Source organism: Pseudomonas rhizozeae, from assembly GCF_031583775.1.
In the GTDB taxonomy this organism is placed as follows: Bacteria; Pseudomonadota; Gammaproteobacteria; order Pseudomonadales; family Pseudomonadaceae; genus Aquipseudomonas.
Map to the genome: position 1 here is coordinate 1 of NZ_JAVLSB010000042.1, position 24,997 is coordinate 24,997.

Here is a 24,997-nt window from a genome sequence, read left to right on the forward strand (position 1 = left end):
CCTTTGCTTACTTTGGGGCGTTTGCCAAAGTAAGGCGCCGTAAGGGCGCAACCCTAGGCAGCCGTTACCGCAGCAACGGATATGTACACCCAAAAAAGCCCCATCGACATCGCCAAGTCAAATCATCGCACCACAGCTCCCACAGGGATCTGAAGTGCGAAAAGCCACCTACCCCCGAATATCCAGCGGCGCCGACATAAACTCACTAATGCGCGAGCGCAACCAGCGCTCCGCCGGGTCGTTGTCATGCACCCCACTCCAGGCCATCGACAACTGCGCCGGCTCAATCGGAAACGGCGGATCCTCCGCGCGCAACGCACAGCCCTCCACCAAGGCACACGCTGCGTAATCCGGCACGGTCGCGATCATCTCGGTGCCCGCGAGCAACGCCCGCAACCCGCTGAACTGCGGCACGCCGAGCACCACCTGGCGACAACGCCCGACCTTGGCCAGGTCAAGATCGATATTGCCGCTCAAGTCACCGGAGAACGACACCATCGCGTGCGGTCGCGCGCAGTAGTCATCCAGCGTCAGCGCTCCGGGCCGCGAGTCGCCGCGCAAGACCTTGCAGCCGATATCGCGCAAGGTTTTGCGCTTGGCATTCGCCGGCAGGTCGGTGGTGTAGCTGACGCCCACCGAGATTTCACCGGAGGCCAGCAGCGCCGGCATCAACAGGTAATTGGCGCGGCGCACCACGACGATGATCCCCGGTGCTTCCTCGCGCAGGCGACTGAGCAGCGGTGGAAACAGGCCAAACTCGGCGTCGTCCGAGAGGCCGATGCGGAACACGTCGCGGCTGGTGGCGGGGTCGAATTCCTTGGCCCGGCTGACCGCGCCGGAGATCACGTCCATCGCCGGTTGCAGTTCTTTGAGAATGCCCAGCGCCCGTGCGGTCGGTTCCATGGCCCGGCCGTTGCGCAGCAGCAACGGGTCATCGAACAGATCGCGCAAGCGGGCCAACGCGGCGCTGACCGCCGGTTGGCCCATGAACAGTTTTTCGGCGACGCGCGTCAGGTTCTTTTCGAACATCAGGGCTTCGAAAATCACCAACAGGTTCATGTCAACGCGGCGGAGGTCGTTTCGGTTCATCGGCGCAATCCTGGCGATTAGAGAAGTGTGCGGGGCGCCTACTCTACCAACGGAACGTGAGCAGCGCGCTGGTAAGGACCCTATTCAACCGGCAGCCATTGGAAATGCCCATTTCGAACAGCGCGGGGCGTTGCCGCTTGCGACGGCCAACAGCAGGCTGCAACCGCCAAGTAGGGAAGCAAAGGAATGTCGCATGGGATCGCCTGTGTGAGTGGGATTGCCTGGCCACCGGGGCGGCGCTCGAGCCCCCGCAGACTGAACGAATTCGTCACCGCTGACTTGCAAGGATGTGCTGAGTTGAAGCGCCGGCCGGAGAATTAACAACGATTAACTCGCGCCCCGAGGCGGTCGACGCCAAGAATGAAAGCCAGCGTACAGCGCTTCCCTACGGCTACACGGGAAGCCCACTGACCGAGGGCCGATCCGCCCGTGCCTTCCCCCGACGACGGACAGTTGCCATGGCTCAACGACTTCCCACCACCCTCACCCCTTCGCCCACGCTTGAGCCGCTGCCCTCTGGCGCGCGCGTCGCCGGCGCGCTCAGTCCGTGGCGCGAGCAACTGGTCAAACGATTGATTCTCGAAAGGCTCGGCGAGAGCCTGGAAGTCAGTGAATTGGCGCGGGCCTGCGCCTTGTCGCGCAGCCATTTTTCCCGGGCATTCAAGCGCAGCACGGGGGTGTCGCCGCAGGACTGGATTCGCGATCAGCGCCTGGCGCGGGCCAAGCACATGATTCAATCCACCGACCTGACCCTCACGCAAATCAGCCTTGAGTGCGGCTTTTGCGACCAGGCGCATTTCTGCCACATCTTCACCCGCAGCGAAGGCGTCAGCCCGTTTGCGTGGCGGTGTCGGCGGGTGCGGTTGTCGTCGTGCAACCCGCCCTGTGGGAGCGAGCCTGCTCGCGAAGAGGCCATCACCGTCAACATCAATGTCGACCGTTACAGCGCTTTCGCGAGCAGGCTCGCGCCCACCATTGAACGGTGTTAATTACACCAACGGCGAAAGTCGCTCCAACGCATCCGCCACGCCATGCCCATAGGCCTGGTCAGCCTTGGTGCAGTTGTCGATGTGCCGTTGCCGAATGGCGCGCGGCACGCCGGCCATCGCCCGTGCGGTGTTGTCGAACAGCAGTTGCTGGCGCTCCGGGGTCAACAGGCGGAACAGGTTGCCCGGTTGCTCGTAGTGGTCCTCTTCCAGGCGATGGTCGTAGTGCTGGGCAAAGCCTTCCAGCGCCAGTGGCGGCTCGGCCTGTTCCGGTGAGTCCGGCCACTCGCCGACACTGTTGGGGAAGTAACTGGCGGTGCCGCCGAGGTTGCCGTCGGTGCGCATGGCGCCGTCGCGGTGGTAGCTGTGATGCGGGCAGCGCGGGGCGTTGACCGGGATGTGATTGAAGTTGACGCCGAGGCGATAGCGCTGGGCGTCGCCATAGGAAAACAACCGCGCCTGCAGCATGCGATCGGGCGAGAAGCTGACGCCCGGCACCACGTTGGCCGGCGAAAACGCCGCTTGTTCGATTTCGGCGAAGTGGTTCTCGGCGTTGCGGTTAAGCTCCATCACGCCGACTTCAATCAGCGGAAATTCGCCGTGCGGCCAGACCTTGGTCAGGTCGAACGGATTGTGTCGATAGTTCAGCGCCTGCGCTTCTTCCATCACCTGGATGCACAGTTTCCAGCGCGGGAAGTCGCCGTTTTCGATGGTCTCGTAGAGGTCGCGCAGGTTGCTTTCGCGGTCCTGGCCAACCACCGTCGCCGCTTCGGAATCCGACAGGTTCTGGATGCCTTGCTGGCAGACAAAGTGAAACTTCACCCAGACCCGCTGGTTGTCGCGATTGATCAGGCTGAAGGTGTGGCTGCCGAAACCGTGCATGTGGCGGAAACTGGTGGGGATACCACGGTCGCTCATGACGATGGTCACTTGATGCAGCGCCTCCGGCAGCAAGGTCCAGAAGTCCCAGTTGCTGGTGGCGTTGCGCAGGCCGGTGCGCGGGTCGCGTTTAACCACGTGGTTGAGGTCAGAGAAACGCAGCGGGTCGCGGAAGAAGAACACCGGGGTGTTGTTGCCGACGATGTCCCAGTTGCCTTCGTCGGTGTAGAACTTCACGGCAAAACCCCGGATATCACGCTCGGCATCCGCCGCGCCGCGCTCACCGGCCACCGAGGAAAAACGCACGAACAGCGGGGTCTGCTTGCCGACCGCGTTGAAGATGCTGGCCTTGGTGTAGCGGCTGATGTCGTTAGTCACGGTGAAGGTGCCGTAGGCGCCGGCGCCTTTGGCGTGCATGCGGCGTTCGGGGATCACTTCACGGTCAAAGTGGGCAAGTTTTTCCAGTAACCAGATGTCTTGCAACAGCGCCGGGCCACGAGGACCGGCAGTCTGAATATTCAAGTTATCGACTACCGGCGCGCCGGTGGCGTTGGTCAACTTCTTCATGGTCGGGTGCTCCGTTGGGGGTGTAAAACCCTGAAAGGCCCGCCGTTCGCGGGACCGATCTACGTCGGGCGCGGGGCGAGCCAGGCAAGGGGTTCATCAGGCCACGAGGAAGGCTAGCAGATCTTCGTTCGATTGCTTTTCTGTGAGCGACGCGGCTGCACCTGGTCGAGCGGGCCTTGAAGGGCGACAGTTTTGGGCGTAGACCAGAACCGGCACGAGTTAAATGTTGTTAAATTTGTCGTGACCCTACGGTGTCGGTGCTTAAACCTGAGAACATGGCTGGATAACGCGAAATAGACGCCCGCCAGCCACCCGCAACGGGCGCATCTGCCCTCCTTCGCCGGAGGCTGAAAACAAGTTCGACAGGAGCGAGTGTTTGAGTTTTCCCACCGAGCAGGCCGTGCGGTTCGGCCCCTACCGGATTTATCCTGACCAACGCCGAGTGCTGGAAGGCGATCAGCCGCTGCGCCTCGGCCGGCGGGCGCTGGACATTCTATTGGTGCTGCTGGAACACGCCGGCAGCGTAGTCAGTAAGCAGGTGTTATTGGCGCGGGTCTGGCCCACCAGCGTGGTTGAGGAGATCAACCTGCGGGTGCACATGGCGGCGCTGCGCAAGGCCCTCGGCGATGGCCAGGCCGGTCAGCGCTACATCATTACCATCGCCCAGCGCGGCTACAGTTTCGTCGCGCCGATTGCCCTCGAACACGCCGAGCCCGCCCCCGCGCCGACACTGCCCAGTCCATCGCGACACAACCTGCCGCTGCGCCGCACCCGGATGATCGGGCGCCAGCCGCTGGTCGACAGCCTGATGGCGCAACTGGCGCGGCAACGGTTGGTGACCCTGGTCGGCCCCGGCGGCATCGGCAAGACCACCGTCGCCCTGCGGGTTGCCGAACAATTGCTCGACCGTTATCGCGACGGCATTCGCCTGCTGGACCTGTCGCCGATCACCGACCCGGCGCTGATCGCCGGGCACCTCGCGGCGCTGTTCGAATGGTCGCTGGACGACGATGACGCCTTGGGTAGCCTGTCGAATTTGCTGCACGGGCAACACCTGCTGCTGGTGATCGACAATTGCGAGCACTTGATCGACAGCGTCGCGATGCTCTGCGAACAACTGCTGCGCGCGGCGCCACAGGTGCACATTCTGGCCACCAGTCGCGAAAGCCTGCGCGCCGAAGGCGAGTTTGTGCAGCGCCTGGACGCCCTCGACTGCCCGCCACCCAGCAGTGCACCGGACTGCGACGAGGCGCTGGGGTTCTCCGCGCTGCAACTGTTCGTGGAACGGGCGATGGTCAGCCACGAGGGCTTTGAACTCAACGACGCAGCGCTGCCGCAAGTGATCGAGATTTGCCGGCGCCTCGACGGTATTCCGCTGGCCATTGAACTGGCGGCGGCGCAGGTCGGGCAGCTGGGCCTGGACGGTTTGCTGGTGCGGTTACTCGGCAGCTTCCGCCTGAACGGCCCGGGGGACTCCAGCAGCCAGGGCCGCCATCAGACCTTGCGTGCCACCCTCGACTGGAGCTTCGAACTGCTCAACTCTTGCGAGCAAACCTGTCTGCGACGGCTGGCGGTGTTTCGCGGCGGTTTCACCCTGGAATCGGCAGCAGCGGTGATTGTCGGCCAGCACATCGCCCCCGGTGAAGTGCTGGGATCGATCACGCAATTGGTCGCCAAGTCCCTGCTGACGGTCGAGGTGGGCGACGAAGAAGTGTTCTATCGCCTACTCGACACCACTCGCCGCTATGCCCTGGAAAAACTTCGCGATGCGGTGGAGCTGGCCGAAACCCTCGACCGTCATGCCGAGCGTTGCCTGGCGCTGATGCATCAAGCGCAGAACGACTGGCCGCACACGGCGACGCGGACGTGGATCGAGCGTTACAGCCGCAGCCTCGAAGACCTGCGCGCCGCCCTCGACCGCGGCTTGGGCGCTAACGGGCCGCATGGCCTGGCGATCCGCTTGACGGCGGTTTCAACGCCGCTGTGGCAGGAATTGTCGTTGCTCAAGGAACACGGCAATTACGTGCGCCGGGCCCTGGCGCTGCTGCTCGCCAGCGCCGCGCCCTGCCCGCGCCTGACAATCAATTTGAAGCTCGCGTTGGGCAGTTCCTGCTATCACAGCCAGGGCGGCAGCGCCGAGACGGTCGAGGCGTTTGTCAGCGCCAAGGCCCTGGCCGATGAACACCTCGACACCGCCGGGCAATTGCGCGCGGTGTCCGGACACATGGCGGTCAACCTCAGTTGCGGGCGGTATCAAGAGGCCCTGGCACAGAGCCTTGAATTCGATCGGCTGGTGATGCACGGCGACGCGCTGGTGGCCCTGAGCACTCACCGTTTGCGGGTATTGGCGCTGCATTTCGCCGGCCAACAAACCCTGGCCCGCAGCAACGCCGAGCAGGTGTTGCAACGGATGGCGCAAAGCGGCCACCTCAACCGCTTTACCCACGGCTTTGGCGTGCAGTACGACCAGAGCGTTGCGGCGTTGACCATCCTGGCGCGCATCCTCTGGCTGCAAGGCCAGCCGCAACGGGCCTGGCTGACCGCGCGCCAGGCGTTGGACATCGCCCTGCAGATCAATCACGGCACCTCGATTTGCTACACCCTGGCGCTGGCCGGGTGCCTGATCGCTCACTACAACGGCGATGCGCCGACTGCCCGCGAGTTGCTACGCCTGCTGCTGGAGCAATCGCAGAAACATTCGGTGCCGCTGTTCCAGCTTTGGGCGCGGCACTATGCGCAGGTCATCGACCCCGAGGCCGAGCACCCGGCGCCGACGCACGGGAGTGGACTGGTCAGGGACGTCATGGTCACCCTCGATCCGCGCCGCGTCGATTACGTGTTGCTGGCTCGAGCCGAAGATGGCAGCGCCGGTTGGAGCAGCGCGGAGATTTTCCGCGCCGAAGCCGAGCGCGTGTTGAGCCACAACCCGACGCAGGCCGAAGCGCTGCTGCAACGCTCGCTGGCGGTGGCTCGCCAGCAAGGTGCGCGGGCCTGGGAACTGCGCAGCGCCACCTCGCTGGCGCGCGTGTGGCAAAGCCAGGGCAATGCCCCGCAAGCGTTCGCACTGCTCGCCCCAGTCTATGCCGGATTCACTGAAGGCTTGGCCACGCCGGACGTGCTCGCCGCGCAGCAAGTGCTCGAGCCGCTACACGGTCAGCGGCGGGCTTGAGGCGTGGCGCTGGCGGCTGAGGTAGCGCGAATGGCGTTGTTCCAGCGTGCGTAACTCGCCACTGTGCTCAAGCCTTTCCACGGCGTAGCAACGAGTGGTCTTGAGCAAGCGAAAACGCTGGCTGCCGTGAACCTGTTCCACCGTCAGCAACGACTGATCCGCCAGGCGTTCGAGCGCCTGGCGCACGGCACTGGGCGGCAACGCGGCGCAACTGATGACGGCGATTACCGCATCAAGGGTGAAGGCCACTTTGAACACCGCCAGACGTTGCAAAACGGTTTGCTCCAACGCGCTCAACCGCTGGTAGCTCCAGTCCAGCGCCGCTTTCAACGACTGGTGCCGCGCCACCGCCGTGCGCCGACCGTGGCTCAGCAGTTCGACACAGTTATCCAGTTGCGCTTGCAGCCCGACCAGGGCAAAGGCGTCGATTTGCGCAGCAGCCATTTCAATGGCCAACGGCAAACCATCGAGCCGCCGGCAGATATCACGCACGATGGGCAAATCCTGCTCACGCAAGGTGAACCACTGTTGCCGCGCACGAATCCGCCCGACCAGTAATTGCACGGCGGAATAACTCATCACGTCCTCGACCCGCTGCAGCGCCGACACGGGCGGAATCGCCAGGCCGGGCAAGCGCTGCACAAACTCTTCGGCGAGGCGCAACGGCGCACGGCTGGTCGCCAGAATCGACAGCCGTGGGCAGGCCTTCAGTAGTGCGGCGATGGTCTCGCGGCAGGTGTCGAGCAGGTGTTCGCAGTTGTCCAGCACCAACAGGACGTGATGTTTTTGTAGCGCATCGCACAGCGCCGCCAACGACAGATCGGCGCCCAGCGACAGGCTGCGCGCCAACTGCACGACCACCTGTTGTGGCGCCTGCGAAGTGGAAAGATCGATCAACCACACGCCATCCTGATAATGCTCCAACAGCAATTCCGCAACCCGCAAAGCGACTGTGGTTTTGCCGATGCCGCCCGGGCCGGTCAGGCTGAGCAGGCGACGGCGCGGCACTTGTCGCACGAGGCTGCCGACCAGGCCATCGCGGCCGATGATTGAAGTCAGGCGTGCGGGCAGGTTGTGCGGGATGGGTAGCGCACCGGTGACGGTGGTCGGCGGGTTTCCTTGCGGTCCGGCGATGGCCCGTTGCACCGGGGCGATGAAGCAGTAGCCGCGCTGCGGCACGTTGACGATGTAGCGCTGGCCGTTCTGGCCGTCGCCGAGCGCGCGACGCAATGCGGCGATGTGCACGCGCAGGTTGGCCTCCTCAACCACCGAACTCGGCCACACATGCGTGATCAGGGTTTGCTTGCTGACCACGCTACCGGCGCGCTGCAGCAGCAATTGCAGAATGTCGAGCGCCCGCCCGCCCATCGCCAGGGGTTGGTCCCCGCGCAAGATCAGGCGCTGCCGGCCATTAAACTCATAAGGGCCGAACCGCAGCACTTCGTCATGGTTAAAAGTTGTCAGGCTGTTCATCGGCTACACCCGCTTTGATCCACAGACGCCAAAAGGCTGCATTCGGCAGTCGATCGGCGTCCCAGGGCTGCGCATTCTCCTTTGCCACGCGTCCACGGCTATCTTGGCAGCTGCTGAAGACGGTACAACGGTCTAGGGCGGAACGGTACGGCCAATTCGATGCCCGAGACGGACAACCGGGCGCTAACTGAACTGTTCACGGTACTGCGTGGGGTTGAGGCCGAGTTTTTCACTGAACAGAAAGCGCATGTGCCGCACGCTGCCAAACCCGCTGCGGTAGGCCACGGTCTTCAGTGGCAGCTCGGTGGTTTCCAGCAGGTTGCGGGCAAAATCGACACGAGCGTTTTGCAGGAACGCCATCGGCGTCATGTTCAGTTCGCGGGCGAACAGCCGGGAAAAATGCCGCGGGCTCATGCTCACCAGCGCCGCCATGCGTTCGACGGTGAAGGTTTCGTCGAGGTGGTCCAGCACGTAATGCTGCACCCGGGTGACAGCGGTTTCCTGCGGCGCGACGGCGGCCATCAGCGGGCTGAACTGCGCTTGCCCGCCCTGGCGCTTCATCACCACCAACAGCACTTTGGCCACGTCCTGGGCGACTTTTTTGCCGTGGTCTTCAGCGACCACCGCCAGCGCAAGGTCGATCCCGGCCGTGACCCCGCCGGAGGTGATCAGGTTGCGGTCGAGCACGTAGATCTGGTCGGTTTCGACTTGGGCGCCGGGGAAGCCTTTGATCAGCCGTTCGGTGTAGTGCCAGTGGGTGGTTACGCGATAGCCGTCGAGCAGCCCAGCAAATCCCAGCACAAACGCCCCGGTGCAGATCGAGCCGTAGCGTTTGGCCCGCCGCGTGGCATCCGGCAACCAGGCCTGCAGCGGCGGGCATGGCTCGTTGTAAGCGCCGGGGCCGCCGGGTATTAGTAGCAAGTCATAGGCTGCGGTGGCCTGCTCGAGGTACAGATCGGGTTGCACGCTGACCCCGTTGGACGCGCGCAACGCGCCGGGCTCGGTGCCGATGGTCGATAGCTGATAAGCATCCTGCGGCGCCAGGTAGCGGTTGGCGATGGAAAACACCTCCATCGGGCCGGCCATGTCGAGCAGCAGGAAATCCGGGAACAGCACCATGGCTATGGTTTTCATGGGATGGGCATCGCTGAGGGCAAAAAATAACGGTGAACACTGCCCAATGTGGGAGCGGGCTTGCTCGCGAAAGCGTTCTATCCATCACCAGAGATAGTGAATGTGCCGACGCCTTCGCGGGCAAGCCCGCTCCCACAGGGACTGTGGTTCGACTCAAGAATTGTTGCAGCATACCTGACTCTGCCCTGCACCACTGTCAACCGCAAAGGGACAGTGTTACGGATTCCACCTACTTATTGCATGCCTCAGTAACCATTAACCTTCTCCTCACTCGGACGAATTCACGTCCTGACAGGAGATTTCATCATGCTGACCCTTCGCAAAGCAGCCGATCGCGGCGCGGCCAATCACGGTTGGTTGAAGTCGTTCCACACCTTTTCCTTCGCCAACTACCGCAACCCGCGGGAACAGGGTTTTTCCGACCTGTTGGTGATCAACGATGACCGCGTCGCCGCCGGCAAAGGCTTCGGCCAGCACCCGCACCGTGACATGGAGATTTTCTCCTACGTACTTGAAGGCGCTCTGGAACACAAAGACACCCTGGGCACCGGATCGGTGATCCGCCCCGGCGACGTGCAACTGATGAGTGCCGGCAGCGGCGTGGCGCACAGCGAGTACAACCATTCGGCCACCAAACCGGTGCACTTCCTGCAAATCTGGATCGTGCCCGAAGTCAGCGGCGCCAAACCGCGCTACCAGCAGGAGCACTTCAGCCAGGAACAGAAACGTGGCCAACTGCGCCTGATCATCTCGCCGGACGGCAGCAACGGCTCGCTGAAAGTGCGCCAGGATGCGCGGGTCTACGCCGGGCTGTTCGACGGCAACGACACCGCCACCCTGAAACTCGGTGAGCACCGCTACGCTTACGTCCACGTGGCCCGAGGCAGCGTGCAGCTCAACGGCGAGCAACTGCAGGAAGGCGACGGCGTGCGCGTCCGCGAAGAACAACTGCTGACCCTGAGCAACGGCGTTGACGCCGAAGTGCTGGTGTTCGACCTGCGGCCACAGGAATTGCCTGAGATGCCTTGATTGGCATCAAAAAATGCAGGAGCAGGAACGCTCCTGCTCGCCGGACAATCCACCTTGCTCGCGATCGCCTTTCTTTCATTGCCTTATGAACTGGCTTGGAGAACGTTATCGCGGGCAAGTCCGCTCCCGCAGTGGAGTTGTGCTTGGCCACGGCTCACCGATCACCACTAAACCCTGTGGGAGCGGGCTTGCCCGCGATGGCGTCCGTTGATTCAGCACATCAGTAACTGTTCTCGAGCAACACCCTCTCAGGCGCTTGACGCCGCAAACTCCTCCACAATCACTTCAATCACCGCGCGCACTTTGGCGGTGTGGCGCAGGTCGGCGTGGGTGACGAGCCAGACGTCGTAGGGCAATGGCCGGGTTTGTTCGGGCCAGAGCCGGACCAGGCCGTCGCGCTCGCCCATGTACACCGGAATCTCCCCCAGGCCGATACCGGCTGCGATCGCCCGTCGTACCAGCAGGCCGGAGCTCAGGCTGGAAACGATGCGTCCGCGGGTCAGCGGTTCAGAGACCAGGGTCAGGTCTTTGTTGCTTTGCAGGTACGGCTGATAGACCACCAGGTCATGCCCGTCAAACGCTGAACCTGGCGCGGGCACGCCGTTCGTATCGACATAAGCCTGCGAGGCGAACAAGCCCACCGGCCAGCGCGCGATGCGTCGGGCGATCAGGTCGGGATTGTCGGGGCGGGTATTACGCACAGCGATGTCGGCCTCGCGCTTGGCCAGGCTGAGAATCTGCGCCGAGGCGTCCAGTTGCACGCGCACGTCTGGATGGCGCTGGTGCAAGCGGGCGATGGCCGGGATCAGGAAGTCGATGGCCATGGAGTCGGTGGTGCTGACGCGTACGATGCCGGTCAGGCGATCATCGAGACCTTGTATCTGCCGTTGCAACTCCAGCGCCGAGCGCTCCATTTTCTCCACCGAGTGCAATGCCGCTTCGCCAACCGCGGTGAGTGCATAGCCTTCCGATGTGCGCAGGAACAAGGTCGCGTCGAGGGATTTTTCCAGCGCCACAATCCGCCGCCCCACCGTGGCCTGGTCCACCCCCAACACCCGCGCCGCGCCGCGCAATGTCGACTCACGGCAGACCGCCAGAAACACCCGAGCGTCATCCCAATTCATAGCGTTATCCCGCCAATGCAAATTTGCATCACTCTAACGCGGAATCGCTGCGATTGCGCATCGAGCTTCGTGGGTATGCTGGAGGTCAGAGAAATTCCACAGGACTGATCCGATGCACCACTCGACGCTCCACACCGCTCCACCGCGCAGCGCGATCTGGCTGCCGATCATTGCCGGCCTGTGCGCCAGCCTGGTCAGCATCGGCCTGGCACGTTTTGCCTACACGCCGTTGATTCCTTCACTGATCCAGGCGCACTGGTTTTCCGCCAGCGACGTGGTGTACCTCGGCGCCGCCAACCTGGTCGGTTACCTGGTTGGCGCACTGATCGGCCATCCCCTCGCCCGGCGAGTTGGCAACGCCACGGCCCTACGATTGATGATGGCCGCGGTAACCCTGTCGTTTTTCGCCTGTGGCTTTCCGCTGTCGGTGAGCTGGTTCTTCGGCTGGCGCCTGCTGTCGGGGATTGCCGGCGGCGCGATCATGGTGCTGGTGGCCGCCACCGTGCTCCCGCATGTTCCGGTCAACCGTCGCGGTTTGGCCAGCGGCGCGATTTTCCTGGGCATCGGTTTGGGCATCGCCGCGTCTGGCACGCTGGTGCCGCCGCTGCTGAGCCTGGGTTTACAAAACACCTGGTTCGGTCTTGGTTTGCTGGCGTTGATGTTGACCGCCGCCAGTTGGTTTGGCTGGCCGCGTGCCGTAACGCCGGCCGTTGCCGTGGCGACTGAACACAGCCAGCAATCGCCGACCCCGCCGGCCCTGTACCTCCTGTTCGCGCAGTACGCGTTTATGGCTGCGGGCCTCGTGCCGGCCATGGTGTTTCTGGTGGACTTCGTCGCTCGCGGCCTCGGTGCCGGGGCGCATGTCGGCGCGCTGATCTGGGTGATGTATGGCCTGGGGGCGATTGTCGGGCCGGTCAGCTACGGTTTTCTCGCCGACAAACTCGGTGCACGCTTGAGTATTCGAATCGTGTTGGTGGTGCAAGCGATCACCTTGGGGCTGCTGGCGATCTCCCACGGCTTCCTCGCCCTGGCCTTGCTGGCGGTGATCCTCGGCTCGTTTCCGCCGGGTATCGTGCCGCTGGCCCTGGCGCGGGTGCACGAACTGGTGCCGAACCATCATCAGCAACAGATTGCCTGGAGCCGTGCCACCGTGTCGTTCGCCACCTTTCAGGCGGTTTCCGGGTTCGCTTATTCGGCGCTGTTCAACGCCAGCGGCGGGCAGCACGCGCTGCTGTTCGAAGTGGCCGGCGGGGCGATTGTCGTGGCGTTGTTGTTGGAACTGGCGCTGCGGTTCATGAATCAGACAGGGACTTGCCACCGAGCACAAATCGCCTGAGTACACCCAATTTCTTGGGAGCGAGCCTGCTCGCGAAGACGGCGGTTTAGCCCGCATTCATGTCGCTGACAGGACGCTTTCGCGAGCAGGCTCGCTCCCACAGGGGCTCGACCTTTTTTTCCAAGGAATTCAAACATGCCATTGCCGCAAACCATGACCCACATTGAAATCACCCAACCTGGCGGCCCCGATGTCCTGCAGCCGCGCGAGGTTCCTGTACCGCGCCCCGCTGCCGGTGAAGTGCTGATTCGCGTGCATGCTGCCGGGGTCAATCGCCCAGACGTACTGCAGCGTGCGGGCCACTATCCGATGAAACCCGGCATGAATCCGATCCCTGGTCTGGAAGTGGCGGGCGACGTGGTTGCGGTCGGTGATGGCGTCAGCACGTATAAGGCGGGCGACAAAGTCTGCGCGCTGACCAACGGCGGTGGTTACGCCGAGTACTGCGCGGTGCCCGCCGGCCAAGTGTTACCGATGCCGCAGGGTGTGGATTACGTCAGCGCGGCAGCGATTCCAGAGACCTTCTTTACCGTGTGGGCCAACCTGTTCGGCCTCGGTGGCGCCAGCAAAGGCCAGCGCGCCTTGATCCACGGCGGCACCAGCGGCATCGGCACCACCGCGCTGATGCTGTGCCGCGAGTTCGGCATCGAGACCTTTGCCACCGCCGGCAGTGCCGATAAATGTGCGGTGATCGAAAGCCTGGACGCTACGGCAATCAATTATCGGGATGAGGATTTCGTTCAGGCCATTCAGGCGCAGACTGCGGGTAAAGGGGTCAATGTGATCCTCGACATCATGGGCGGTTCGTATTTGAACCAGAACATTGCGGCCCTGGGCATGGACGGACGGTTGGTGATGCTGGGCTTCCTCGGTGGCGCCAAAGCCAATGATGTCGAGTTGCTGGCGATCATGGCCAAGCGCGCCAGCATCACTGGCTCGCTGCTACGCCCGCGCACGGATCAGGAAAAAGCCGCGATCGCCGCGCAACTGCGCGAAAAAGTCTGGCCGGCACTCAGCGCCGGGCGGTGCCTGCCGATGATCGACCAGGTGTTCGAACTGAAAGACGTCGCCAAGGCCCATACGCGGATGGAGGCTGGGGATCATGTCGGCAAGATTGTCTTGCGGGTGATTTGAGCTGAGTGTCGGGCGCTATCTTTGCTGAATGACAGGGCTTCTTCGCGAGCGAGCCCGCTCCCACAGGGTTTTGGGCTGGACGCGATTCCCGGATCACCTCAATAACCTGTGAGAGCGGGCTTGCCCGCGATGGCGTCAGGTCAGTCAGTACATCATTCGCTGACCCACCGCTTTCGCGAGCAGGCTCGCTCCCACTGGGGATTGTGTGGATGGCTGCGATTCCCGGATCACTGACCTTAATAGGCACTATTGGCACAGGTGTTTTTTCATCGTGGGCGGCGGGTTTTAAAGTGGCGACATCTTCCCGACTTAACCGCTTCCCTTTGAACGATGGAGTCCATCATGAAAAACATTCTTGGTTTGAGCTTCGCGCTCACTGTGCTCGCCGCCACTTCCGCTTACGCTGCGCCGTCCCAGACGCAGATCAGCTCGCAGGCCGTTGCCGCGTTCAACGTCGACCAGCAGGCCGTGCAGAACTTCGACACCGTTAGCCTCGACCGCCAGAACAGCGAAAGCAAAAACCCAATGCTGCGCCCACCGGCCGAGTCGGAACTGACTGTTGCCGAGAATCGCCCCGAGTTCGGCTCCAAATATCAGCGCTATTGATGAACCTGCCTTGAGCCGCCGCACACCTTGAACCCCGCGTTGGAAAGACCAACGCGGGGTTCTTGCATTCCACCTCCCCGCTCCAATCCCCCGAGTTGCTGCTTTACTTAGGTTCTTCGCCCATCGAGGTAGCCGGAATGAACCGCAACGACCTGCGCCGCGTTGACATGAACCTGCTGGTGATATTCGAAGTGCTGATGTTCGAGAAGAACCTGACCCGGGCCGGGGAAAAGCTGTTCCTCGGGCAACCGGCGGTCAGCGCTGCGTTGGCGCGCTTGCGCGATCTGTTCGACGACCCGTTGCTGGTGCGCAATGGCCGGGTGCTGGAGCCAACGCAGCGCGCGCTGGCGATCCTGCGGGAGTTGCAACCGGCCATGGATACGATTTCCGGCGCGGTCAGCCGGGCCAAGGATTTCGACCCGTCGATCAGCCGCGACGTATTCCGCATCGGTTTGTCCGATGACGCCGAATTCGGCCTGTTCCCGCCGCTGCTCAACCAGATCCGCGAAGAGGCGCAAAACGTCGTGGTGGTGGTGCGGCGGGTGAATTTCCTGTTGATGTCGTCGATGCTCAGTACCGGGGAGATTTCCGTGGGTGTGAGCTACACCACAGAGCTGCCGGCCAACGCCAAGCGCAAAAAACTGCGCGACCTGGGCTGCAAGATCCTGCGCGGCGACAATCGCCCCGGCCCGCTGACCCTTGACGAATACTGCGAACGGCCCCACGCACTGGTGTCGTTTTCTGGAGACCTGAGCGGCGCCATCGACAACGATCTGGCGCGCATCGGTCGCTCCCGCCGGGTGGTGCTGGCGGTGCCGCAGTTTTCCGGGCTACGGGCTTTGCTCGCGGGCACCGAAATGCTGGCCACGGTGCCGGATTACGCGGCCTGCGCGCTGATCGACGGCAGTGACGTGTTACGAGCCGACGAGCCGCCCTTCCCGATTGTGCTGTCGGAATTGTCGATGGTCTGGAACGGCGTCAACGACAACGATCCGGCCGAGCGCTGGCTACGGGCGCGGATTGCTGAGCACATGGCAGTCGAACTGCCGATTCCCTAACGTCCGGGAAACTCTTGGTGCACATCCCGCAAAAACACCGGCAAATCGGTAAAGGGCGGGCGCGCCGGGATTTCGAAATACATCTGGCAGATCCACCCTCGGTGGTAGCTGGCGTGGTTGACCACATGCAGCAGCATCGCCCCGGCGCTCATGACGCCGGGCGCACCGGATAGAAAGGTGAAGTCCACCGGATGGGTCAGCGACTCATCGCTCTGGTCCTGGGTCCAGTCGCGGAACCAGCGGTTGAGTTCGCCTTGGGCCAATTGCAGGTCGTTAAGCTCGGCGTGGGACGTTTCGTGGGAGGTTTTGTAAGGATGCGCCTGGCCTTGCAGGTGCGCCTGCCAGATGCGATCCACCGCGTAGATATGATTGAGGGTGCCCACCATGTTCTTGAACACCGATTGGCGCTCCCTGACCACTTCTTCGCGGGGCAACTCAGCAAGGCTGGTAAACATTTGCTGATCGGCCCATTCCTTGTACTCGGCCAGCAGGCAGGCAGTGTGTAGATTGATCATCAGACGTCTCCGAGGACTGGGCGCTCAAGGGCGTACTCACCAAGGATAGACCCTGTGCCGACGAACGGGAGCAGCGCTGATAACCGGCGCGGCGGTTAACGATACCAGATGTGTCGATGAACGCTTCGGGCTCCTTAAGCTCGGCGGTGTCGCGCCACGCAGAAAGCTTTATCATGGCCGCAGTTTTGCTGACCGAGTCCGTTATGAAGTTCGCCATCGCGCTGTTTTCTGCCGCCCATGCGCCCTCCTCGCGCCGCGCCTTGCTGTTCGCCCAGGCCGCGCTGGCCGGTGGGCATGAAATCGTCCGGCTGTTTTTCTATCAGGACGGCGTCTACAACGCCTCGAACAGCGTGGTCACACCTCAGGACGAACAGGACCTGCCCGGGCAATGGCGGGCCTTCGTCGATCAGCATCAGCTCGACGGCGTGGTGTGCATCGCCGCCGCTTTGCGCCGTGGCGTGCTGAATGACGAGGAAGCCCAGCGCTATCAGCGCAACGCCGTGCAGGTTGATAGGCCGTGGGAATTGTCCGGACTCGGCCAATTGCACGACGCGGTGCAAGACGCCGACCGCCTGATCTGCTTTGGAGGCGCGTGACATGGCCAAATCCTTATTGTTGATCAGCCGCCAGGCACCCTGGTCCGGCCCCGGTGCTCGCGAAGCGCTGGACATCGTGCTGGCCGGCGGCGCCTTCGACCTGCCCATTGGCCTGCTGTTTCTCGACGACGGCGTGCTGCAACTGGCCGCCGGGCAAAAGGCCAGAGCGTTGCAACAGAAAGACCTGAGCGCCAACCTGCAGGCGCTGCCGATGTTTGGCGTCGAGGAGCTGTTCGTTTGTGCTGCGAGTGCCGCCGAACGCGGGCTCGACGCCTCGGCCCTGGCGCTGGATGAAGTGCAGGCCCTCGATGCCGGGCAAATCCGCGAGCTTATTGACCATTACGACCAGGTGATGACCCTCTGATGTCGACTTTGCATGTGTTGTCCCATTCGCCGTTTGGCGACAGCCGCTTGAGCAGTTGCCTGCGCCTGCTCGGCGATACCGATGCGCTGCTGCTCAGCGGTGACGCGGTGTATGCGTTGCGCCCTGGCACCGCGCCCTATGCAGCGCTGCAAGCGCAGGGCGAGCTGAGCCTCTACGCACTGGCCGAAGACGCCGAGGCCCGCGCCTTGGCGATTCCCGCCTGGGCGACCGCCATCGACTACGCGGCGTTCGTCGAGCTGTCGCTGCGCCACCCCAAGGTCAACAGTTGGCTATGAACGCCCTGACCGTCGGCGCCCGCGCCATCGAACTGGACAAGGACGGCTTTCTGGTCGATCTCAACGACTGGTCCGCCGAGGTCGCTGCCGGCCTCGCCGCCGCCGAACAGATCGAGCTGACCGCCGAGCATTGGGAAATCCTCGAACTGCTGCGCGCCTTCTATCAGGAATTCCAGCTGTCGCCGGCCACCCGCCCGCTGATCAAGTACACCGCGCTGAAACTCGGCGCGGACAAAGGCAACAGCCTGCACCTGAACAAACTGTTCAAAGGCACCCCCGCCAAACTCGCCGCGAAACTGGCGGGCCTGCCCAAACCGACGAATTGCTTATGACCGACTTCCCCCCGCTGACCCTCGACACCCCGGCCGAACATCCCTTCGCCCAGTTCGTGCGCATTCTCGGCAAGGGCAAGCGTGGCGCCCGCAGCCTGACCCGCGAAGAAGCGCGGGAAGCCATGGGCATGCTGCTCGACGGCAAGGTCGAAGAATCGCAACTGGGTGCCTTCCTGATGCTGCTGCGGCACAAGGAAGAAAGCGCCGAAGAACTGGCCGGGTTCACTGAAGCCCTGCGCGAACGCCTCAGCGCGCCAGCGCTGGCGGTCGACCTCGATTGGCCGACCTACGCCGGCAAAAAACGTCACCTGCCGTGGTACCTGCTGGCGGCCAAGTGCCTGGGGCAGAACGGCGTGCGCATCTTCATGCACGGCGGCGGCGCCCACACCGCCGGGCGGTTATACAGCGAACAACTGCTGCACACTCTGAACATCCCACTGTGCCGCGACTGGTCCCAGGTCGGTAGCGCACTGGACAACGGCGGCCTGGCCTTTATGCCACTGGTGGATTGGGCGGCGCCGCTGCAACGGATGATCGATCTGCGCAATACGTTGGGCTTGCGCTCGCCGATCCACTCGCTGGCGCGGATTCTCAATCCGCTGGGCGCGCGCTGCGGCCTGCAAAGTATTTTCCACCCCGGTTACCAAGCGGTGCATCGCGATGCCAGCGGCTTGCTGGGTGACACGGCAATCGTGATCAAGGGCGATGGCGGCGAAATCGAGATCAACCCGGACGCCGACAGCCATTTGTACGGCACCACGGCTGGGCAGAGTTGGGATGAAGAGTGGCCACAACTATCGGCCCAGCGCCACGTCAAACCGGCGAGCCTTGACCCTGAGCACCTCAAAGCGCTGTGGCGCGGCGAGGTCGAGGATAGTTACCCGCAAATGGCCCTGATCGCGACCATGGCCCTGGCCTTGCGCGGCCTCGGTCAGCCCCGCGAGCAAGCCTTCGAAACCGCCCGGCAATACTGGAACGCACGGGATAAATCGATTTAATCGATCATAATCCCGCAACCTTTGCGCTTTTTGTTCGAACTCATAGGACTAGACTCGGCTCCAACGTTTATCAGTTCTGGAGCAGTCGAAATGGGTTTATTAGTCGAAGGTAAATGGCACGACCAGTGGTACGAAAGCAGCAAGGACGGCGCCTTCCAGCGTGAACAGGCACAGCGCCGCAACTGGCTGACCACTGACGGCAGCGCCGGCCCGACCGGTGTCGGTGGCTTCGCCGCCGAAGCCGGGCGCTATCACCTCTACGTGTCCCTCGCCTGCCCCTGGGCGCACCGCACGCTGATTATGCGCAAGCTCAAAGGCCTGGAAAGCCTGATCGACGTGTCGGTGGTCAGTTGGCTGATGCTGGAAAACGGCTGGACCTTCGACCGCGACTACGGCTCGAGCGGCGACAAACTCGATGGCCTGGATTTCATGCACCAGCGCTACACCGCTGACACCGCCGACTACACCGGCCGCGTCACCGTGCCGGTGGTCTGGGACAAACAGCAGCAACGCATTGTCAACAACGAATCCTCGGAAATCATCCGCATGTTCAACAGTGCGTTTGATCACCTGACCGGCAATGACCTGGACTTTTACCCGCCGCACCTGCGCAGTGAAATCGATGCGTTGAACGAGCGCATCTACCCTGCCGTCAACAACGGCGTGTACCGCGCGGGCTTCGCGACGTCGCAGAAGGCCTATGAACAGGCGTTCGACGAGGTGTTTGCCGAACTCGATCACCTTGAAGGCTTACTGGATGAGCGTCGTTACCTGGCGGGGGAATACCTGACCGAAGCGGATATCCGTCTGTTCACCACGCTGATTCGTTTCGATGCGGTGTACCACGGCCACTTCAAGTGCAACCTGCGGCGCATCAGCGACTACCCGAACCTGTCGAACTGGCTGCGTGAGTTGTATCAGTGGCCGGGGATTGCCGAAACCGTGGACTTCACCCACATCAAGAACCACTACTACGGCAGCCACAAGACCATCAATCCGACGGGCGTGGTGCCGAAAGGGCCGGAGCAGGACTTCAGCGTGGCGCATGACCGGGATCGATTGAGCGGCAAAGGGGTTTGGCGTAAGGCCTGAAATTGATGTCGCGGGCCAGACGCTTTCGCGAGCAGGCTCGCTCCCACAGAGGAATGGTGTTCTTCAGTGGGAGCGAGCCTGCTCGCGAATGGATGCTACTCGATGTTTAGACCTGCGACTGCGCCCCTTCGAACCACGCCAGTTTCTCGCGCAGTTGCACCACTTCACCGACGATGACCAGGGTCGGGGCATGGACTTCATGCTCTGCCACCAGTTGCGGCAAATTCGCCAGGGTGCCAGTGAAAACCCGCTGGTTTGAGGTAGTGCCCTGCTGGATCAGCGCCGCCGGAGTATCGGCGGCGCGGCCGTGGCGGATCAGTTGTTCGCAAATGATCGGCAACCCGACCAGGCCCATGTAGAACACCAGGGTTTGCGCTGGCGCCACCAGGTCGGCCCAAGGCAAGTCGCTGGTGCCATCCTTGAGGTGACCGGTGATGAAACGCACCGACTGCGCGTGGTCGCGGTGGGTCAGCGGAATCCCGGCATACGCCGCGCAACCGCTGGCGGCGGTGATGCCCGGCACCACCTGGAACGGGATGCCATGGGCCGCCAGTTCTTCGATTTCTTCACCACCACGGCCGAAGATGAATGGATCGCCGCCCTTCAACCGCACCACGCGTTTGCCGGCCTTGGCCAAGTCGACCAGTTGCTGGTTGATTTGCTCCTGCGGCACCGCGTGTTCGGCGCGGCGCTTGCCGACGTACACCCGCTCGGCATCGCGGCGGCACAGTTCGAGAATCGCCGGCGCCACCAAGCGGTCGTACAGCACCACATCGGCTTGCTGCATCAGGCGCAAGGCGCGGAAGGTCAGCAGGTCGGGATCGCCCGGCCCCGCGCCCACCAGGTAGACCTCGCCGGTGCCGCTCGGCGCTTCACCGTTGATCTTGTCCAGCAACAAGCGCTCGGCTTCAGCCCCCTGCCCGGCCAGTTGCCGGTCGGCAATCGGCCCTTGAAAGACTTCTTCCCAGAACGCCCGACGCTTTTGCACATCCGGCAGCAGGGTCTTCACCTGATGGCGGAACCGCGCGGCCAGTCCGGCCAGTTGCCCGTAAGTCGACGGAATCCAGGTTTCCAGTTTGGCGCGAATCAAGCGTGCCAGCACCGGCGCGTCGCCACCGCTGGACACCGCGATCACCAGCGGCGAACGGTCGACAATCGCCGGGAAGATCACGCTGCACAGCGCTGGCGCATCGACCACGTTGACCGGCACGCAGCGCCGATGGGCGTCGGCAGACACCTGGGCGTTGAGCGGTTCGTCGTCGGTGGCGGCAATGATCAGGCCGCAGCCATCCAGGTCGCTTTCAAGGTAACCGCGCAGCAGGCAGTCACCGCCGCTGGCGGCGACCAGCTCACTGAGCTGCGGCTCAATCTCGGGAGCGACCACCCGCAGCAGCGCACCGGCATCGGCCAGCAGGCGGGATTTGCGCAAGGCAATCTCCCCCCCACCGACGACCAACACACGACTGCCGCGCAGGTTGTGGAACAGCGGCAGAAATTCCATTTAACCGATGACCTCGAGGCCACCCATGTACGGCTTGAGCACGTCTGGCACGCGGATCGAACCGTCGGCCTGCTGGTAGTTTTCCAGCACCGCGACCAGGGTACGACCGACCGCCAGGCCGGAGCCGTTGAGGGTGTGCACCAGCTCGGGCTTGCCGGTTTCCGGGTTGCGGAAACGAGCCTGCATGCGCCGTGCCTGGAAGTCGCCGCAGTTGGAGCACGAAGAAATTTCGCGGTACTTGTCCTGGCTCGGGATCCACACTTCCAGGTCGTAAGTCTTGACCGCGCTGAAGCCCATGTCGCCGGTGCACAGCGCCAGGGTGCGGTAAGGCAATTGCAGCAGTTGCAGGACTTTCTCGGCATTGGCGGTGAGGCCTTCGAGGGCTTCCATGGAGGTCGATGGCTCGACGACCTGGACCATCTCGACCTTGTCGAACTGGTGCTGGCGGATCATGCCGCGAGTGTCACGGCCCGATGCGCCGGCTTCACTGCGGAAGCACGGGGTGTGGGCGACGAACTTGATCGGCAGCAGTTTCGCGTCGACGATTTCGCCGGCGACGATGTTGGTGAGCGACACTTCGGCGGTCGGGATCAGGTACAGATCGGCCTCGCCTTCGCGGCTGATCTTGAACAGGTCTTCTTCGAATTTCGGCAACTGGCCGGTGCCTTGCAACGCCGGCGCCTGCACCAGATAAGGCGTGTAGGCCTCTTCATAGCCATGTTCGCTGGTGTGCAGGTTGATCATGAATTGCGCGAGGGCGCGATGCAGACGAGCGATCGGGCCGCGCAACAGGGCAAATCGGGCGCCGGACAGCTTGGCGGCGGTTTCGAAGTCGAGCCAGCCGAACTTCTCGCCCAGGGCCACATGGTCCAGAACCGGGAAATCGAACGCGGTCGGCGTGCCCCAGCGGCGCACTTCAACGTTATCGTCTTCATCTTTACCCACCGGCACCGATTCGTGCGGCAGGTTGGGGATACCCAGCAGGATCGAATCCAGATCGGTCTGGATCTGGTCCAGTTCGACCTTGCCGGCGCTCAACTCGTTGGCCATGCGCTCGACGTCAGCCATCAACGGGGCGATGTCTTCGCCGCGCTGCTTGGCCTGACCGATGGATTTGGAGCGCGCGTTACGTTCAGCCTGCAGGGCTTCGGTGCGGGTCTGGACGGTCTTGCGCTGTTCTTCCAGCGCTTCGATGCGCGCCACATCCAGCACAAAGCCACGGGATGCGAGGCGGTCCGCTACGTCCTGGAGGTTGCTACGTAACAGTTTGGAATCGAGCATGTCGGTCTCTCGTTTATCAAAGTTTGGTCAAGGACAGGCCGGCCCAGGTCGCGAGCAGCCCGCCGAACACGCTGACGGCCAGATAACCGAAGGCTATCGCGGCCTGGCCGCTTTCCAGCAAGCGCAGCGTGTCCAGTGAAAAGGATGAAAACGTGGTCAGGCCGCCGACAAAACCGACGATCAGACCCGCGCGAATTTCAATCGGCACTTCCGGGCGCAGCAAAAACCAGCCGTACAGCAAGCCGATGATCAGGCAGCCAACGAGGTTCACGGCCAGGGTTGCGGTGTAGAAATGACGCGGCCAATTGGCGCTGACCCAAGTCCCGGCGGCGAAACGCAGTAATGTACCAGCGATACCGGCCACCGACACCGCAAGAATGGTCTGAATCACTATTTTCTCCGCTGTCTGGGGCTGAGCCGGTCAAGTTGGGCAAGGTGGTTGAGTTTTTCGCCGATCTTCAACTCCAGGCCGCGGGGCACTGGCTGGTAGAAATGCAGCGGTTCGAGTTCTTCAGGGAAGTAGTCTTCGCCGGCGGCGTAAGCGTCCGGTTCATCGTGGGCATAACGATACTCTTCGCCGTAGCCCAACTGCTTCATCAGCTTAGTGGGTGCGTTGCGCAGGTGCAGCGGCACTTCCAGCGAGCCGTATTGTGCGGCGCTGCTCAGCGCGGCCTTGAAGCCCATGTACACCGCGTTGCTTTTCGGCGCGCAGGCCAGATAGGTAATAGCCTGGGCCACAGCCAACTCGCCTTCCGGGCTGCCGAGCCGCTCCTGCACTTCCCACGCTGCCAGGCACAGGCTGAGGGCTCGAGGGTCGGCGTTGCCGATGTCTTCACTGGCCATGCGCACCACGCGCCGGGCCAGGTACAGAGGGTCGCAACCGCCATCGATCATCCGCGCGAACCAGTACAGCGCGCCGTCCGGGTTGGAACCACGCACTGATTTGTGCAGCGCGGAAATCTGGTCGTAGAAGGCTTCACCGCCCTTGTCGAAACGCCTCCGGGTATCGCCGAGCAAGCTTTGCAGGAGCTCGATACCGATCTCGCTGTCGTCTTCGGCGAGGTCCGAGGCGTTTTCCAGCAGGTTGAGCAGACGCCGACCATCGCCATCCGCCGCCGACAGCAGCATCTGGAAGCCTTCATCGCTCAGAGTCAGGTAGCGCTTGCCGAGACCACGTTCTTCAGTCAGCGCACGTTGCACCAGTTTGCGCAGGGCGGTTTCGTCGAGGCTCTTCAGCACATAAACCCGCGCCCGCGAGAGCAAGGCATTGTTGAGTTCGAACGAAGGGTTTTCGGTGGTGGCGCCGATGAAGATCAGCGTGCCGTCTTCGACGTAGGGCAGGAACGCGTCCTGCTGGGATTTGTTGAAGCGGTGCACTTCGTCGACGAACAGGATGGTCCGTTTGCCGTACTGGCCGGCCTGCTGCTTGGCGATTTCCACGGCCTGGCGAATTTCTTTCACGCCCGCCAGCACCGCCGACACGGTCTCGAAGTGTGCGTCGCTGACTTCCGCCAACAACCGCGCCAGGGTGGTCTTGCCCACGCCCGGCGGCCCCCAGAAGATCATCGAATGCAGGGCGCCCTGCTCCAGGGCCTCACGCAACGGTTTGCCGCGAGCCAGCAGGTGTTCCTGACCGACGTACTCGTCCAGATTGGCCGCACGCAAACGGGCGGCCAGGGGTTGAGCGATTGGGGCGCGGCTGAACAGATCCATGACTACTTATGAAACCTCACAGGTGCTATGTCCTGCTATTTATTCCTGGATCACGTCGGCACCCTTGGGGATGTCGAACTTGAACTTGGAGGCCGGGATTGGCTCGTTGGCCTTGACCCCGGTAAACAGGATGTTGGTGCGCTGGCCGACGCTGTCGATCAGTTGCATGTCGTTGATCAAGCCTTTGCGGAACGACAGGCGCAGGCTGTCGAACAGGGTGTCCTTGGTTTTCGGCTTGAGCGTGAAATCAATCACGTCGCCGGCTTCCTTGGCGCTGATGTCGAAACTCTGATTGATCTTCGACACGTCACCGGACAACAACAGGGCCGGGGTCTGGGTCAGGCGCACGTCGAGGGTCTTGATGGTGACCTGCTCCAGGTCCGGGTCCCACAGGGAGACTTTCTTGCCATCGGACACCACCAGGGTTTCGTTCGGTGCGTCGGTGTGCCAGTTGAACAGGCCCGGGCGCTGCAGGGTCATTTCGCCGGTGGTGTCCTGCAACTGGGTGCCGCCACCATCCAGCGTTAATTGCGAGAAGCGCGCGGTCAGCGTCTGGGATTTTTCCAGCAATTGGGTCAGACGCGCCACGTCCTTGTCATCGGCGTGGGCCGAGAGCGTGGTCAAAGCCAGTACCGGCAGCAACAGCATGCGGATAAGACGCATGGGAGTCCTCATAACATTCGTGGGAGTGTGGGCGGCAGTTATCGGGCCACCCTTGTCAATTC

General features: G+C 62.8%; 24 protein-coding genes. 13 read left to right on the top strand and 11 right to left on the bottom strand.

Going from position 1 to position 24,997, the window contains the following annotated elements:
* Positions 1-168: 168 nt before the first annotated feature.
* The gene (locus RG836_RS13000) at positions 169-1,089 is read right to left on the bottom strand and encodes a LysR family transcriptional regulator (protein ID WP_310845938.1); all 921 of its coding nucleotides are present in this window, start codon (positions 1,087-1,089) and stop codon (positions 169-171) included.
* Between the two features lie 458 nt (positions 1,090-1,547).
* On the opposite strand from RG836_RS13000, the gene RG836_RS13005 reads away from it, so the two are divergent.
* Positions 1,548-2,078: an AraC family transcriptional regulator gene (locus tag RG836_RS13005; protein ID WP_310845939.1), complete on the top strand. Its 531-nt coding sequence runs from the start codon at positions 1,548-1,550 to the stop codon at positions 2,076-2,078.
* Here RG836_RS13005 and RG836_RS13010 read toward each other — a convergent pair whose 3' ends face one another.
* Entirely contained in the window at positions 2,079-3,521 is a 1,443-nt protein-coding gene (locus RG836_RS13010) for a catalase (protein ID WP_310845940.1), read from the bottom strand.
* A gap of 376 nt (positions 3,522-3,897) precedes the next feature.
* Here RG836_RS13010 and RG836_RS13015 point away from each other — a divergent pair, with 376 nt between their 5' ends.
* Entirely contained in the window at positions 3,898-6,690 is a 2,793-nt protein-coding gene (locus RG836_RS13015) for an ATP-binding protein (protein WP_310845942.1), read from the top strand.
* Here the strand turns inward: RG836_RS13015 and RG836_RS13020 are convergent.
* Complete coding sequence (locus tag RG836_RS13020; RefSeq protein WP_310845943.1) at positions 6,667-8,163, bottom strand: ATP-binding protein; 1,497 nt, start codon at positions 8,161-8,163, stop codon at positions 6,667-6,669. The two genes, RG836_RS13015 and RG836_RS13020, sit on opposite strands and share 24 nt — an antisense overlap.
* 183 nt (positions 8,164-8,346) lie before the next feature.
* On the bottom strand, positions 8,347-9,297 hold the full coding sequence (locus tag RG836_RS13025; RefSeq protein ID WP_310845945.1) for a GlxA family transcriptional regulator: 951 nt from the start codon (positions 9,295-9,297) through the stop codon (positions 8,347-8,349).
* Between the two features lie 306 nt (positions 9,298-9,603).
* On the opposite strand from RG836_RS13025, the gene RG836_RS13030 reads away from it, so the two are divergent.
* A complete protein-coding gene (locus RG836_RS13030) occupies positions 9,604-10,326 on the top strand; it encodes a pirin family protein (protein WP_310845946.1) in 723 nt (240 codons plus the stop codon).
* Positions 10,327-10,574: 248 nt separating this feature from the next.
* On the opposite strand, the gene RG836_RS13035 is transcribed toward RG836_RS13030, so the two are convergent.
* Positions 10,575-11,450, bottom strand: a complete 876-nt coding sequence (locus tag RG836_RS13035) for a LysR family transcriptional regulator (RefSeq protein WP_310845948.1) — start codon at positions 11,448-11,450, stop codon at positions 10,575-10,577.
* Positions 11,451-11,562: 112 nt separating this feature from the next.
* Between RG836_RS13035 and RG836_RS13040 the strand changes: the two genes are divergently transcribed.
* From RG836_RS13040 to RG836_RS13055, 4 genes are all read left to right on the top strand, one after another.
* A complete protein-coding gene (locus RG836_RS13040) occupies positions 11,563-12,786 on the top strand; it encodes a YbfB/YjiJ family MFS transporter (RefSeq protein WP_310845949.1) in 1,224 nt (407 codons plus the stop codon).
* Between the two features lie 135 nt (positions 12,787-12,921).
* A complete protein-coding gene (locus RG836_RS13045; RefSeq protein ID WP_310845950.1) occupies positions 12,922-13,920 on the top strand; it encodes an NAD(P)H-quinone oxidoreductase in 999 nt (332 codons plus the stop codon).
* 342 nt (positions 13,921-14,262) lie between these two features.
* A complete protein-coding gene (locus RG836_RS13050) occupies positions 14,263-14,526 on the top strand; it encodes a hypothetical protein (protein ID WP_310845952.1) in 264 nt (87 codons plus the stop codon).
* A 137-nt stretch (positions 14,527-14,663) separates the two neighbouring features.
* Entirely contained in the window at positions 14,664-15,584 is a 921-nt protein-coding gene (locus tag RG836_RS13055) for a LysR substrate-binding domain-containing protein (protein WP_310845953.1), read from the top strand.
* Here RG836_RS13055 and RG836_RS13060 read toward each other — a convergent pair.
* Positions 15,581-16,099: a DinB family protein gene (locus RG836_RS13060; RefSeq protein WP_310845954.1), complete on the bottom strand. Its 519-nt coding sequence runs from the start codon at positions 16,097-16,099 to the stop codon at positions 15,581-15,583. The genes RG836_RS13055 and RG836_RS13060 overlap by 4 nt on opposite strands.
* A gap of 203 nt (positions 16,100-16,302) precedes the next feature.
* On the opposite strand from RG836_RS13060, the gene tusD reads away from it, so the two are divergent.
* From tusD to RG836_RS13090, 6 genes are all read left to right on the top strand, one after another.
* Complete coding sequence (gene tusD, locus RG836_RS13065; protein ID WP_310845955.1) at positions 16,303-16,695, top strand: sulfurtransferase complex subunit TusD; 393 nt, start codon at positions 16,303-16,305, stop codon at positions 16,693-16,695.
* 1 nt (position 16,696) lies between these two features.
* The gene (tusC, locus tag RG836_RS13070; RefSeq protein WP_310845957.1) at positions 16,697-17,059 is read left to right on the top strand and encodes a sulfurtransferase complex subunit TusC; all 363 of its coding nucleotides are present in this window, start codon (positions 16,697-16,699) and stop codon (positions 17,057-17,059) included.
* Complete coding sequence (tusB, locus tag RG836_RS13075) at positions 17,059-17,355, top strand: sulfurtransferase complex subunit TusB (protein ID WP_310845959.1); 297 nt, start codon at positions 17,059-17,061, stop codon at positions 17,353-17,355. The genes tusC and tusB overlap by 1 nt, the downstream gene beginning before the upstream one ends.
* Positions 17,352-17,687, top strand: coding sequence for a TusE/DsrC/DsvC family sulfur relay protein (locus tag RG836_RS13080; protein WP_310845961.1), 336 nt, complete (start codon positions 17,352-17,354; stop codon positions 17,685-17,687). Before tusB ends, RG836_RS13080 begins: the two co-directional genes overlap by 4 nt.
* Positions 17,684-18,685, top strand: a complete 1,002-nt coding sequence (locus tag RG836_RS13085; protein ID WP_310845962.1) for a glycosyl transferase family protein — start codon at positions 17,684-17,686, stop codon at positions 18,683-18,685. The genes RG836_RS13080 and RG836_RS13085 overlap by 4 nt, the downstream gene beginning before the upstream one ends.
* A 90-nt stretch (positions 18,686-18,775) precedes the next feature.
* On the top strand, positions 18,776-19,777 hold the full coding sequence (locus tag RG836_RS13090) for a glutathione S-transferase family protein (RefSeq protein WP_310845964.1): 1,002 nt from the start codon (positions 18,776-18,778) through the stop codon (positions 19,775-19,777).
* 106 nt (positions 19,778-19,883) lie between these two features.
* Here the strand turns inward: RG836_RS13090 and cysG are convergent, their stop codons facing one another.
* The 5 genes from cysG to lolA are packed head-to-tail and all read right to left on the bottom strand — an operon-like array spanning position 19,884 to position 24,935.
* Complete coding sequence (cysG, locus tag RG836_RS13095; protein ID WP_310845965.1) at positions 19,884-21,278, bottom strand: siroheme synthase CysG; 1,395 nt, start codon at positions 21,276-21,278, stop codon at positions 19,884-19,886.
* A complete protein-coding gene (serS, locus tag RG836_RS13100; protein WP_310845966.1) occupies positions 21,279-22,559 on the bottom strand; it encodes a serine--tRNA ligase in 1,281 nt (426 codons plus the stop codon).
* 16 nt (positions 22,560-22,575) lie between these two features.
* Entirely contained in the window at positions 22,576-22,950 is a 375-nt protein-coding gene (gene crcB / locus RG836_RS13105) for a fluoride efflux transporter CrcB (protein ID WP_310845968.1), read from the bottom strand.
* Positions 22,950-24,272 carry a replication-associated recombination protein A gene (locus RG836_RS13110; RefSeq protein ID WP_310845970.1) on the bottom strand — a complete coding sequence of 441 codons (1,323 nt, stop codon included), beginning with the start codon at positions 24,270-24,272 and terminating at the stop codon, positions 22,950-22,952. The genes crcB and RG836_RS13110 overlap by 1 nt, the downstream gene beginning before the upstream one ends.
* Before the next feature lie 39 nt (positions 24,273-24,311).
* Positions 24,312-24,935: an outer membrane lipoprotein periplasmic chaperone LolA gene (gene lolA, locus RG836_RS13115; RefSeq protein WP_310845972.1), complete on the bottom strand. Its 624-nt coding sequence runs from the start codon at positions 24,933-24,935 to the stop codon at positions 24,312-24,314.
* Positions 24,936-24,997 lie beyond the last annotated feature (62 nt).